The following is a 12,734-nucleotide window of genomic DNA, read 5'->3' on the forward strand; positions in this document are numbered from 1 at the left end:
CGACACAAACCGTAAAAAGCGGTTCGCACGTGACTTTACGCCACTGACAGGGTGGTGAGAGAAATTTCCCCCATTGCCGGGCGGAACGTGTGCCAAAAATCATGATTTAAAAAATATCCTGATCCTTTTCTTTTTTGATACTTGTTCGAGTGGAGTCCGCCGTGTCACTTTCGCTTTGGCAGCAATGTCTTGCCCGTTTGCAGGATGAACTACCTGCCACAGAATTCAGTATGTGGATACGCCCCCTGCAGGCGGAACTCAACGACAATACGCTGGCGCTGTACGCCCCGAATCGTTTTGTCCTGGATTGGGTTCGTGACAAATACCTAAACAATATTAACGGCTTGCTTAATGATTTCTGCGGCACGGATGCACCGTTGCTGCGATTTGAAGTCGGCAGCAAGCCGGTGATCCAACGCGTCAGCCAGCCTGTCGCGGCCAGTGTCAGTTCACAGGCTGCGCCTGCGATCCCACGTCTGGCGCCTTCCCGTCCAAGCTGGGACAGCTCACCGGTTCAGCCCGAGCTGTCTTATCGCTCTAACGTCAACCCGAAACATACCTTTGATAACTTCGTAGAAGGTAAATCCAACCAGCTGGCCCGCGCGGCGGCGCGTCAGGTGGCGGATAATCCGGGTGGCGCATACAACCCGCTCTTCCTTTATGGTGGCACCGGCCTGGGTAAAACCCACTTATTGCATGCGGTCGGTAACGGCATCATGGCGCGCAAAGCCAATGCCAAAGTGGTGTACATGCACTCCGAGCGTTTTGTTCAGGACATGGTCAAAGCCCTGCAAAACAACGCCATTGAAGAGTTCAAACGCTATTACCGTTCTGTCGATGCATTGCTCATCGATGACATTCAGTTCTTTGCCAATAAAGAGCGTTCGCAGGAAGAGTTCTTCCACACTTTTAATGCCCTGCTGGAAGGCAATCAGCAGATCATCCTGACCTCGGATCGTTATCCAAAAGAGATCAACGGTGTAGAAGATCGTCTGAAATCGCGTTTCGGCTGGGGTTTAACGGTGGCGATCGAGCCGCCTGAATTAGAAACCCGCGTAGCGATCCTGATGAAAAAGGCCGACGAGAACGATATCCGTCTGCCGGGCGAAGTGGCCTTCTTTATTGCTAAACGTCTGCGTTCCAATGTGCGTGAGCTTGAAGGCGCACTGAACCGCGTGATCGCCAATGCCAACTTTACCGGCCGTGCGATCACTATCGACTTCGTTCGTGAAGCGTTGCGCGATTTGTTAGCGCTTCAGGAGAAGCTGGTCACTATTGATAATATTCAGAAAACAGTGGCCGAATATTATAAAATCAAGGTCGCTGACCTGCTTTCCAAACGGCGCTCCCGTTCGGTAGCCCGCCCACGCCAGATGGCGATGGCGCTGGCGAAAGAGCTGACCAACCACAGCCTGCCAGAAATCGGCGATGCGTTCGGTGGTCGGGACCATACCACGGTGTTGCACGCCTGCCGTAAAATCGAGCAGTTGCGTGAAGAAAGTCACGACATCAAAGAAGATTTCTCCAACTTAATCAGAACATTATCTTCCTAGCGCTATGAAATTTATTGTTGAACGTGAGCATTTGCTGAAACCACTGCAACAGGTCAGTAGCCCGCTGGGTGGACGACCTACGTTGCCTATTCTGGGTAACCTGTTATTACAGGTGACGGATGGCGCGCTGTCGCTGACCGGGACGGATTTGGAAATGGAGATGGTGGCGAAAGTCGCGCTGTCTCAGCCACATGAAGCGGGTGCCACCACGGTACCGGCGCGTAAATTCTTTGATATCTGCCGTGGATTGCCCGAAGGCGCGGAAATTTCCGTCGCTCTCGACGGCGACCGCATGCTGGTAAAATCAGGCCGCAGCCGTTTCTCGCTGTCGACCCTGCCGGCGACGGATTTCCCTAATCTCGACGACTGGCAAAGCGAAGTAGAATTCACCCTGCCGCAAGCCACGTTGAAACGTCTGATCGAAGCCACGCAGTTCTCGATGGCTCATCAGGACGTGCGTTATTATTTAAACGGCATGTTGTTCGAAACCGAAGGTGAAGAACTGCGTACTGTTGCCACCGACGGCCACCGTCTGGCGGTATGTTCTATGCCGATCGGCCAGTCGCTGCCTTCGCATTCGGTCATCGTGCCGCGTAAAGGCGTGATGGAACTGGTGCGTCTGCTGGATGGCGGTGACACCACATTGCAGCTGCAAATCGGCAGCAACAATATCCGTGCTCACGTCGGCGACTTTATCTTTACGTCCAAACTGGTTGACGGTCGTTTCCCTGATTATCGCCGTGTATTGCCGAAAAATCCGGACAAAACGCTGCAGGCAGGCTGCGATTTGCTGAAACAGGCGTTTGCCCGTGCAGCGATCCTGTCCAATGAAAAATTCCGTGGCGTGCGTTTGTATGTCAGCCATAACCAGCTGAAAATCACCGCGAATAACCCGGAACAGGAAGAAGCAGAAGAAATTCTGGATGTCGGCTACGAAGGCACCGAAATGGAAATCGGCTTTAACGTCAGTTACGTGCTGGATGTGCTTAATGCGCTTAAGTGCGAAGACGTGAATCTTCTGCTGACCGACTCTGTTTCCAGCGTGCAGATCGAAGACGCGGCCAGTCAGTCGGCGGCGTATGTCGTCATGCCGATGAGGCTCTGATCGGGCGATCTTACTTGTCATTTTGCGATTGGGCAGTGCCCGCAATGTCACGTACCTGAGTACGCTCCGCTTGCTGTGCGCTGTCCGCACGCAAACTGGCTGCGACGATGACGCCCTGGAATGGATGTAGATGGCCTTAACGCGCTTACTGATAAAAGATTTCCGCAACATCGAGGCGGCGGATTTAGATCCGTCGCCCGGTTTTAACTTTCTGGTCGGTCCCAATGGCAGCGGTAAAACCAGCGTGCTCGAAGCGGTCTATACGCTGGGGCATGGCCGCGCTTTTCGCAGTTTGCAGGCCGGACGCGTTATCCGTCACGATCAGCCGGAGTTTGTTCTCCATGCGCGTGTGGATGACGGCGGTGATCGTGAGTTGTCGATTGGCCTGAGCAAAAGCCGTCAGGGCGACAGTAAAGTGCGCATTGATGGCAGTGACGGACACAAAGTGTCTGAGCTGGCACAGATGCTGCCGATGCAATTGATCACACCCGAAGGCTTCACCCTGCTTAATGGCGGGCCGAAGTACCGGCGGGCATTTATTGACTGGGGTTGTTTTCATCACGACCCCGGTTTTTTTATCGCCTGGAGCAACCTGCGACGGTTACTCAAGCAGCGCAACGCCGCGCTGCGACAGGTGAGTCGTTATGCGCAAATTCGCGCCTGGGATCAGGAGCTGATCCCGTTAGCCGAGCGCATTAGCGAATGGCGGGCAGCATACAGCGACGCGATCGCGGCTGATATCAGTGCGACCTGCGCGCAATTCCTGCCTGAATTCGCCCTCAGTTTTTCTTTCCAGCGTGGATGGGACAAGGAAACGGAGTACGGCGAGTTGCTGGAGCGTAATTTTGAGCGCGACAGAGCCTTAACTTATACCGCATCAGGCCCGCATAAAGCGGATTTCCGCATTCGTGCCGACGGCACGCCGGTGGAAGATTTACTGTCCCGCGGGCAGTTGAAGTTACTGATGTGCGCGCTGAGACTGGCGCAGGGTGAGTTTCTCACCCGACAGAGCGGGCGGCGTTGCCTGTATCTTCTTGACGATTTTGCCTCTGAGCTGGACGCCGACCGACGTCGGTTGCTGGCCGATCGCCTGAAAGCCACCCAGGCACAGGTTTTTGTCAGTGCGATAAGCGCTGAGCAAGTGACCGACATGATGGGTGAAAAGGGCAAGATGTTCCGCGTGGAACAAGGTAAAATAGCCGTTCTATCACAGGACTAAAAATGAGCGAGAAACGTTGATGTCGAATTCTTATGACTCCTCAAGTATCAAGGTATTAAAAGGGCTGGACGCGGTGCGTAAGCGCCCCGGCATGTATATCGGCGATACCGATGACGGCACTGGTCTGCACCACATGGTATTCGAGGTTGTGGACAACGCTATCGACGAAGCCCTCGCGGGCCACTGTAAAGAGATTCAGGTCACGATCCATGCGGATAACTCTGTGTCCGTACAGGATGATGGTCGTGGCATTCCGACCGGTATTCATGAAGAAGAGGGCGTTTCTGCTGCTCAGGTCATCATGACCGTTCTTCATGCCGGCGGTAAATTTGACGATAACTCGTATAAAGTCTCCGGCGGTCTGCATGGCGTGGGTGTTTCCGTCGTTAACGCCCTGTCGGAAAAACTGGAACTGGTTATCCGCCGCGAAGGCAAAGTCCATACTCAGACTTACGTGCACGGTGAGCCTCAGGATCCGCTGAAAGTGATTGGCGATACTGACGTGACCGGTACCACGGTACGTTTCTGGCCAAGCTTCAACACCTTCACCAATCACACTGAATTCGAGTATGACATTCTGGCGAAACGCCTGCGCGAACTGTCATTCCTGAACTCCGGCGTGGCTATCCGCCTGCTGGACAAGCGTGATGGTAAAAATGATCACTTCCATTATGAAGGCGGTATCAAAGCTTTCGTGGAATATCTGAACAAAAACAAAACCCCAATCCATCCGACCGTGTTCTATTTTTCCACGGTAAAAGATGACATTGGCGTTGAAGTGGCGTTGCAGTGGAACGATGGTTTCCAGGAAAACATTTACTGCTTCACCAACAACATTCCACAGCGCGATGGCGGGACTCACTTAGCCGGTTTCCGTTCGGCGATGACCCGTACCCTGAACGCGTACATGGATAAAGAAGGCTACAGCAAGAAATCTAAAATCAGCGCCACCGGTGACGATGCCCGTGAAGGCCTGATTGCTGTGGTGTCGGTGAAGGTTCCGGATCCTAAGTTCTCTTCTCAGACCAAAGACAAACTGGTTTCTTCCGAAGTGAAAACGGCCGTTGAAACGCTGATGAACGAGAAGCTGGTGGATTACCTGATGGAAAACCCGTCAGACGCCAAAATCGTTGTTGGTAAAATCATCGACGCAGCGCGTGCCCGTGAAGCAGCACGTAAAGCCCGTGAAATGACCCGTCGTAAAGGCGCGCTGGACCTGGCTGGCTTGCCAGGCAAACTGGCGGACTGTCAGGAACGCGACCCGGCTCACTCCGAACTGTACTTAGTGGAAGGGGACTCAGCGGGCGGCTCTGCAAAACAAGGCCGTAACCGTAAGAACCAGGCGATTCTGCCGTTGAAAGGTAAAATCCTCAACGTTGAGAAAGCGCGCTTCGACAAAATGCTCTCTTCTCAGGAAGTGGCCACGCTGATTACCGCACTCGGTTGCGGCATTGGCCGTGACGAATACAACCCGGACAAACTGCGCTATCACAGCATCATCATCATGACCGATGCCGACGTCGATGGTTCGCACATCCGTACCCTGTTGCTGACATTCTTCTACCGTCAGATGCCTGAAATTGTAGAACGTGGCCACGTGTTTATCGCCCAGCCGCCGTTGTACAAAGTGAAAAAAGGCAAGCAGGAACAGTACATTAAAGATGACGAAGCGATGGATCAGTATCAGATTTCCATTGCGATGGACGGGGCAACGTTACACGCCAACGCTCATGCGCCAGCCCTGGCGGGTGAACCGCTGGAGAAACTGGTCGCTGAACATCACAGCGTGCAGAAAATGATTGGCCGCATGGAACGTCGTTATCCGCGTGCGCTGCTGAATAACCTGATCTATCAGCCGACCCTGCCGGGTGCAGATCTGGCTGATCAGGCGAAAGTGCAGGCCTGGATGGAATCGCTGGTGGCGCGTCTCAACGAGAAAGAGCAGCACGGCAGTTCTTACAGCGCGATCGTGCGTGAAAACCGCGAACATCAGCTGTTCGAGCCGGTTCTGCGTATCCGCACCCACGGTGTTGATACCGATTACGATCTGGATGCCGACTTCATCAAAGGCGGCGAATACCGCAAAATCTGTGCGCTGGGCGAACAGCTGCGCGGCCTGATCGAAGAAGATGCCTTCATCGAACGTGGCGAACGCCGTCAGCCCGTGACCAGCTTCGAACAGGCGCTGGAATGGCTGGTGAAAGAATCCCGTCGTGGTCTGTCGATTCAGCGATACAAAGGTCTGGGTGAAATGAACCCTGAGCAGCTGTGGGAAACCACCATGGATCCTGAGCAACGTCGCATGTTACGTGTGACCGTGAAGGATGCCATCGCCGCTGACCAGTTGTTCACGACGCTGATGGGCGATGCGGTTGAACCGCGCCGCGCCTTTATCGAAGAGAACGCCCTGAAAGCCGCCAATATCGATATCTGATAAGGGTCTGAGCTGATAAAGAGTCCGAACCGGGAAACCGTTTCGGACTTTTTTTTCGTCTGACGCGACCCGCATTCCGGCTGGCTTTACAGCGGCTAATCGCGTTAGCATTGAAGCAGGTTATTTAAACTCTGAGGATGCTATGGCTATTGAATTAATTGCAATTGATATGGACGGGACGTTGCTCAATCCGCAACATGAAGTCACTCCTGCCGTTAAAAAAGCGTTGTCAGAAGCACGGGCAAAGGGTGTGCAAATCGTTCTGGCGACTGGCCGTCCTTTTATTGGCGTACAGCGTTATCTGATGGAACTGGATTTACAGCAGGAAGGGTGTTACTGCATCACCAACAACGGTGCGCTGGTGCATAATGCCAAAGATGGCAGCGTGATCGCCGAAATAGCCCTCAGAATTGAAGATTATCACTACTTTGAACAACTGGCCCGTCAGCTCGGTGTTCACTTCCACGCACTGACCAAAACAGACCTGTTTACCGCCAACCGTCATATCAGCAAATACAGCGTGCATGAATCTTTCACCACCGGTATTCCGCTGCAATTCTGCCCTGCTGAAGAAATGGATCCGGCGCTGACCTTCCCGAAAGTGATGATGATTGATGATCCGGAACTGCTGGATCGCGCCATCAGCCAGCTTCCGGCAGAAGCGAAAGAACGCTACACCATCATGAAAAGTTCGCCGTATTTCCTCGAAATCCTGGATAAACACGTGAATAAAGGCGAAGGCGTGAAAACCCTGACCGAAAAACTGGGTATCGCACGTGAAAGCGTGATGACCCTCGGCGATCAGGAAAACGACATTGCGATGCTTGAATACGCCGGAACGGGTGTGGCGATGGGCAATGCGCTCGACAGCGTCAAAGCCGTCAGCCAGTTCGTGACCAAAACCAACATGGAAGACGGCGTGGCCTTTGCCATTGAGAAATTCGTACTCAACGTCTGATCCTGCCCTGAAGGAGCCTCGCGGCCATGGAAAAACAGCTTACCGCTGATGCCCGCGGGCACCAGCTGACCAACATTAACGTCTGGACGCCGGACAGCCAGTGGCTGGTGTATGACGTCCGTCCGCACGGCGGTTCTTTTACCGGCTCAACCATTGAGCGTGTGAATATTGAAAGCGGTGAGACGGAAGTGCTTTATCAGGCGAAGGATGGCGCGCACGTCGGCGTGGTAACGGTCAGCCTGCAACATCCCGCGCGTTATGTGTTTATTCATGGCCCGGAAAATCCCGATGAAAACTGGCAGTACGATTTTCATCACCGGCGCGGTGTGATGGTCTCGGAGCCGCAGCGCGCCGGTGCCGTCACGCTGGATGCGATGGATATCACCGCCCCCTTTACCCCCGGTGCGTTGCGGGGTGGCACGCATGTGCACGTTTTCAGCCCGGACAGTTCACGCCTGAGTTTTACCTACAACGACCATGTCTTACATGAGCGGGATCCGGCACTCGACCTGCGCAATGTCGGTGTGGCGATTTCAGGGCATCCGGTCACACCTCCAAAACATCACCCCCGTGAATATGATGGCAGCCATTTCAGCGTCCTGGTCAGCGAAACGACGGCCACACCGCAGCCCGGCAGTGATGAGATTAACCGGGCTTATGAAGAGGGCTGGATTGGCCGCGAAGGCTATATAAAACCGGATGGCAGCCGTCAGCGCTGGGCGCTGGCCTTTATCGGCGATACCCTTTCTGCTGGTGGCGAAAAGCATCCGGAAATCTTCGTGGTGGATTTACCTGAGAATGATGCGGATTACCGTCAGGCGGGTGATAAACCTTTGCAGGGCACGGCGGAAACACTGCCTGCGCCACCCGACGGCGTGAAACAGCGGCGGATCACGTTCACTGAAAAAGGCGTGGCGAGCCAGCCGCGTCACTGGTTGCGGGTTTCACCGGATGGCGCCCGGATTGCGTTTCTGATGAAAGATAAAAACGATGTGGTTCAGGTCTGGACTGTATCACCCAACGGCGGCGCGCCGGTACAAATCAGCCATTGTGAGCACGGCATTCAGTCCGCATTCAGCTGGAGTCCGGACGGACAGTCGTTGGCGCTGGTCTGCGACAACAGCGTGATGCGTCTGGATGTGCAAAGCGGAGAAATGCAGCGGTTAACGCAGAGAACGGAGATTGCGCCTTGCGCTGATGCAGTCGTGTATTCACCGGATGGCAGTAAAGTGGCGTTTATGCGCCAGTGTGGGGAATTCGCTCAGATTTTTGTTACTCACGCTCGGTAGTTCTTTGAGTAAACCGGCCAGGGTTTGAAACGATCCCATAGTGTTGGCCGGCTTTTGTACGTTTATTTTTTATGCGCCGAAGACGTGTGACCGCGATCGGTGGTGGTCATTGGCGGAACATGATCGATATCGACCCCGTTACTCAGCGCAATATTGTGTTCCTCGCTGGCCTTAACGCGATCGCGGGTGGTCACTGTCCCGCTGCGATAGTAATCGTAAGGCAGCAATACCGTATCCAGCAGGGCGCTGAACGGTAAATCGATTAACAGCAGTGGCGTCATCGCCCAACTGGTGTCATCGCTTTTCATCATATTCACATCCGCGCGTGCACCCGAATAATACCCTGTATCGCCCCCGGTATGGGTCATCACGCTGGAACATCCGCTCGTCGCTAAAAAAACACATCCTGTCATCAGCGGCGTTAATGCAAATTTCTTCATGTTAGAACTCATCTTATGCTGTCAGGCTGAGTTTTTAAGTCAAAGGGACTTATACCACTCAGCACAAAAAATTAACAAAGCAAGCTGTAGCTCTGTGGCTGCGATCCCATTAAGTGTAATTACTATTTGAAATCTTGCAGGAATCCGCCTGCTCTCCCTGGTTTTTCACCCTGACCTGTCATGTATTTTGGCTGTCAGCCTATAAACAGCAGCCAAATTTTTTTGTTTTTACCGGCTTGAAAAAATCCCTTTCGTCTCCATTTTTACTGTACGACGCAGGAGGAGGAACGCCGGAAGGGTTCTCCTGTCATCACTGCGACGCTGGCCTGTCCGACTGGAAGGCTATTTAAAAATACTCGCTGAATATCAGGAGAAGTTGGCATGCGTAATTTTGATTTATCCCCGTTATACCGTTCTGCCATTGGTTTTGACCGTTTATTTAATCTCATCGAATCGGGTCAGAATCAGGGCGGCGGCTATCCCCCTTATAATGTCGAGCTGGTTGACGAAAACCATTACCGGATTGCGATCGCGGTAGCCGGTTTCGCCGAATCTGAGCTGGACATTACCGCGCACGACAACATGCTGCTGGTCAAAGGTGCACATGCACCCGGCGACACTGAGCGGACGTATTTATATCAGGGCATTGCGGAACGTAATTTCGAGCGCAAATTCCAGCTGGCTGAGCATATCCAGATAAAAGCGGCCAATTTGTCGAACGGTTTGCTGTATATCGATCTGGAACGTGTCGTTCCTGAATCGTCCAAACCGCGGCGTATCGAAATCCGCTGATTTACCGGCAATAAATCCCTTGCGGCCATCGTTATTGACCGCCAGAAATTGAAAAAGTTTAGGCTCGCCGTCAGGGAGCTGCACCGTCACAGCCAAAAGGGTGGCGGAATTAACCAACTTGCTTCATAGAAGGAGTGACATTATGCGTAACTACGATATTTCCCCATTACTGCGTCAGTGGATTGGATTCGATAAATTAGCCAGTTCAATGCAGGGCGCGGATCAGGCGTTTCCGCCATACAATATTGAAAAATACGACGATAACCATTACCGGATTTCACTGGCGCTGGCGGGTTTCCAGCAAAGCGAACTGAATATTGAAGTCGAAGGGCCGCGTTTGACGGTCAGCGGCGCGCCTGCACAGCCGGAAACCAAAGTGGAATATCTGCATCAGGGGTTAGTGATTAAGCCTTTCACCCTGAGCTTCACGCTGGCAGAACATATGCATGTGTCGGCGGCTGAGTTTACCCATGGCCTGCTGCATATCAATCTGGTGCGGGATGTGCCGGAAGCGTTGCAGCCGCAAAAAATTGCGATTGGTACAGAGAAACCGGCACTGGAAAATCAATCTGAATAAACGTGATCTGTTTATGTTCCCCCGATGAGGGGGAACATAAAGCAGGATGTGATGAGAAGTGTATGATGTTAATCAGTAAGTAAAACGAGAGATAATTATGTTGTTATACTCTTTATAAAATTCGTAAAATAAAAAATAAAGAGCAGACTTAAAATACTCTCGTCCTGTTTTTGTGTCAGGATAGGATATTTCACCGTAATTAGGATCAAAAAACTTTATCCTTTTTTGTCCGGTGGTGAGACTTACTGCGTGTCCGCTACCCCCGCCTCTTATGTTTAACAGGTAACCGAAGTTTGAATCAATATGCTTCATTAAGGTTTCTATTCTTTCCTCGATGTCTTCAATCGGTGATAATTCAACTCTACTGATAAAGTTAATCTTTCCCTGAATCTTTACCAACAAATTAATAGCATCGGCAGTCGTGACGTATTCTATCTGTTTGGGCGTAGTTATCTTTTTTATATTGCTGACTGCTGCTGCACCATTTTGGGCCGCTGCCTGGGATTTTGCCTGTTCAGCGGCAATCTTTCTCGCCAGACTGATCTCACCAAATTGTTCCTGATAATTCATGATGCCCAGTGTGAGCCGATGGCACTCAGGGGAATCAAGATATTGTTTGAATGTGCTCCAGTTACGTCCTTTTACCAGATAGGCCGCAGACAGGCCAAGACACACACCTCGTAAACCATATAATTCTTTATTCATTCCCGGAAGTCGGAAGCTACCAATCCATGCTCCTGCCAGGTTTCTGGGGTTATCGCTTACCCAGCGATTTTTCCGCATATAAGCATTTTGATCAAAAGGAGAGTATTGACCATGAGTTTGAGAGGCAAATAGCGCTAATTTATTTTCTATAGACATGGGTGATTTTTCTAAGAGTTAATTTGTGGATGAATGTCTTACGAAAAAGTAGGGTTTCATATTAAGATTTTTTCATGAGCGAAATGCTTAATGATAAATTAAGTATTTGTTTAATTACGGGGCTATACAGGATTTGTTTTAAATAAAGGATGCTTTCTGGAAATAAAAAGGCCAGGGTAATTAAGCTGTTACTCCGGCCTTAAATAATAAACTCTCAACCTTCCGCGTGCGCTTTTTCCACTTCTTCCGCCAGAATCTTCACACCGCGCTCGATCTGCTCAGCGTCTGGTACGTAGTTCATGCGCATACACTGATGGGTGTGCGGCCACGGATGTTCGAGACCCGGGAAGAAATAATCGCCCGGTACCATCAGCACCCCGCGCTGTTTCAGCCGCTGATACAGCACTTCGGTAGTGATCGGCAAATCTTTGAACCACAGCCAGAGGAAAATTGCGCCTTCGGGTTTGTGGATCAGGCAACGTTCTTCCGGCAGATAACGGCGCAGCGTGGCGATGGTTTCCTGCACGCGCTGGTAATAGAAAGGTTTGATCACTTCTTCGGAAAGCCGCAGCAGATCGCCACGTGCAATCATTTCATTGGCGATGGCCGGGCCGACACTGCCCGGCGACAGGCTGATAATCCCGTTCATATTACTGATCGCTTTGATGATTTTCTCATCGGCAATCACGATACCGCAGCGCGAACCCGGCAGGCCGAGTTTCGACAAACTCATGCACAGAATAATATTCGGATTCCACAACGGCGTGGCCTCGGTGAATACGATGCCGGGGAACGGCACGCCGTAAGCGTTATCGATGAGTAACGGAATATCTTTCTGCTGCGCCAGCGCATCAAGGCGGATCAGCTCTTCGTCAGTAATCACGTTACCGGTCGGGTTGGTCGGGCGTGAGACGCAGATCAGGCCGATGTCATCGGTAATGTTCAGATGATCGAAATCGACGTGATACTTGAACTGGCCTTCCGGCAGTAATTCTATGTTTGGCTTAGCCGAAACAAACAGATTTTCGTCCAGACCGGCGTCGGCGTAACCGAGGTATTCCGGTGCGAGCGGGAACAACACTTTGGACATGCTGCCATCAGCGCGACGTCCGGCGAACAGATTGAATAAATAGAAGAAGGCGCTCTGGCTGCCATTGGTCAGCGCGATATTTTGCGCATCAAGTTGCCAGCCCAGTTCTTTCTGCAACATTTCTGCCAGAGCATGACGCAACACGTCTTTGCCCTGCGGGCCGTCATAATTGCACAGTGCTTCGGTCAGCTTGCCTGCGGCCAGCATTTCCGCCAGCAGTGTCTGGAAGTAATCCTGCATCTCAGGAATTTGAGCCGGATTGCCCCCGCCCAGCATCACCGCGCCGGGCGTGCGTAAACCGTCATTCATGTCGCCCATCAGGCGTGTGATGCCTGAAAAACGGGTAAATTTGTCACCGAAAGCAGAAAACGTCATAGAAAGCTTTGTATGTTATCGAAATGTGATGTCCACCATAA

At 52.0% G+C, this 12,734-nt stretch carries 11 protein-coding genes; 8 read left to right on the forward strand and 3 right to left on the reverse strand.

The features are described from left to right. Positions 1-161: 161 nt before the first annotated feature. The 6 genes from dnaA to J9880_RS07805 all read left to right on the forward strand — a co-directional run bounded on the left by dnaA (position 162) and on the right by J9880_RS07805 (position 8,558). Positions 162-1,553 carry a chromosomal replication initiator protein DnaA gene (gene dnaA, locus J9880_RS07780; protein ID WP_013573352.1) on the forward strand — a complete coding sequence of 464 codons (1,392 nt, stop codon included), beginning with the start codon at positions 162-164 and terminating at the stop codon, positions 1,551-1,553. A 4-nt stretch (positions 1,554-1,557) separates the two neighbouring features. Further along, positions 1,558-2,658 carry a DNA polymerase III subunit beta gene (gene dnaN / locus J9880_RS07785; RefSeq protein WP_013573353.1) on the forward strand — a complete coding sequence of 367 codons (1,101 nt, stop codon included), beginning with the start codon at positions 1,558-1,560 and terminating at the stop codon, positions 2,656-2,658. A 130-nt stretch (positions 2,659-2,788) separates the two neighbouring features. Beyond that, positions 2,789-3,877 carry a DNA replication/repair protein RecF gene (recF, locus tag J9880_RS07790; RefSeq protein WP_112287222.1) on the forward strand — a complete coding sequence of 363 codons (1,089 nt, stop codon included), beginning with the start codon at positions 2,789-2,791 and terminating at the stop codon, positions 3,875-3,877. Between the two features lie 19 nt (positions 3,878-3,896). Next, the gene (gyrB, locus tag J9880_RS07795) at positions 3,897-6,311 is read left to right on the forward strand and encodes a DNA topoisomerase (ATP-hydrolyzing) subunit B (RefSeq protein WP_095924027.1); all 2,415 of its coding nucleotides are present in this window, start codon (positions 3,897-3,899) and stop codon (positions 6,309-6,311) included. Between the two features lie 142 nt (positions 6,312-6,453). Continuing rightward, positions 6,454-7,269 (forward strand): sugar-phosphatase, encoded by an 816-nt coding sequence (yidA, locus tag J9880_RS07800; protein WP_195817562.1) that lies wholly within the window; start codon positions 6,454-6,456, stop codon positions 7,267-7,269. A gap of 26 nt (positions 7,270-7,295) precedes the next feature. Further along, the gene (locus J9880_RS07805) at positions 7,296-8,558 is read left to right on the forward strand and encodes a DUF3748 domain-containing protein (protein WP_119825576.1); all 1,263 of its coding nucleotides are present in this window, start codon (positions 7,296-7,298) and stop codon (positions 8,556-8,558) included. Between the two features lie 62 nt (positions 8,559-8,620). Here the strand turns inward: J9880_RS07805 and J9880_RS07810 are convergent, their stop codons facing one another. Next, positions 8,621-8,998, reverse strand: coding sequence for a YceK/YidQ family lipoprotein (locus J9880_RS07810; protein ID WP_232770278.1), 378 nt, complete (start codon positions 8,996-8,998; stop codon positions 8,621-8,623). Positions 8,999-9,379: 381 nt separating this feature from the next. Here J9880_RS07810 and ibpA point away from each other — a divergent pair, with 381 nt between their 5' ends. After that, positions 9,380-9,790: a small heat shock chaperone IbpA gene (gene ibpA / locus J9880_RS07815; RefSeq protein WP_013573359.1), complete on the forward strand. Its 411-nt coding sequence runs from the start codon at positions 9,380-9,382 to the stop codon at positions 9,788-9,790. Between the two features lie 142 nt (positions 9,791-9,932). Next, positions 9,933-10,367, forward strand: coding sequence for a small heat shock chaperone IbpB (gene ibpB, locus J9880_RS07820; RefSeq protein ID WP_119825572.1), 435 nt, complete (start codon positions 9,933-9,935; stop codon positions 10,365-10,367). A 72-nt stretch (positions 10,368-10,439) separates the two neighbouring features. Here the strand turns inward: ibpB and J9880_RS07825 are convergent, their stop codons facing one another. Both J9880_RS07825 and J9880_RS07830 read right to left on the reverse strand, forming a co-directional pair. Further along, complete coding sequence (locus J9880_RS07825; RefSeq protein WP_133823013.1) at positions 10,440-11,228, reverse strand: YopT-type cysteine protease domain-containing protein; 789 nt, start codon at positions 11,226-11,228, stop codon at positions 10,440-10,442. Positions 11,229-11,442: 214 nt separating this feature from the next. Further along, entirely contained in the window at positions 11,443-12,693 is a 1,251-nt protein-coding gene (locus J9880_RS07830) for a valine--pyruvate transaminase (protein WP_095924021.1), read from the reverse strand. Positions 12,694-12,734: the final 41 nt, after the last annotated feature.

The sequence above is a fragment of the Rahnella victoriana genome (assembly GCF_021276285.1).
Taxonomy (GTDB): Bacteria; Pseudomonadota; Gammaproteobacteria; order Enterobacterales; family Enterobacteriaceae; genus Rahnella; species Rahnella victoriana.

Excerpts from the sequence above, each read along its gene's own strand:
- yidA (WP_195817562.1), top strand. The coding sequence starts at position 6,454 with ATGGCTATTGAATTAATTGCAATTGATATGGACGGGACGTTGCTCAAT.
- J9880_RS07810 (WP_232770278.1), bottom strand. The coding sequence starts at position 8,998 with ATGAAGAAATTTGCATTAACGCCGCTGATGACAGGATGTGTTTTTTTA.
- J9880_RS07805 (WP_119825576.1), top strand. The coding sequence starts at position 7,296 with ATGGAAAAACAGCTTACCGCTGATGCCCGCGGGCACCAGCTGACCAAC.
- J9880_RS07825 (WP_133823013.1), bottom strand. The coding sequence starts at position 11,228 with ATGTCTATAGAAAATAAATTAGCGCTATTTGCCTCTCAAACTCATGGT.
- gyrB (WP_095924027.1), top strand. The coding sequence starts at position 3,897 with ATGTCGAATTCTTATGACTCCTCAAGTATCAAGGTATTAAAAGGGCTG.
- ibpB (WP_119825572.1), top strand. The coding sequence starts at position 9,933 with ATGCGTAACTACGATATTTCCCCATTACTGCGTCAGTGGATTGGATTC.
- recF (WP_112287222.1), top strand. The coding sequence starts at position 2,789 with ATGGCCTTAACGCGCTTACTGATAAAAGATTTCCGCAACATCGAGGCG.
- ibpA (WP_013573359.1), top strand. The coding sequence starts at position 9,380 with ATGCGTAATTTTGATTTATCCCCGTTATACCGTTCTGCCATTGGTTTT.
- dnaN (WP_013573353.1), top strand. The coding sequence starts at position 1,558 with ATGAAATTTATTGTTGAACGTGAGCATTTGCTGAAACCACTGCAACAG.
- J9880_RS07830 (WP_095924021.1), bottom strand. The coding sequence starts at position 12,693 with ATGACGTTTTCTGCTTTCGGTGACAAATTTACCCGTTTTTCAGGCATC.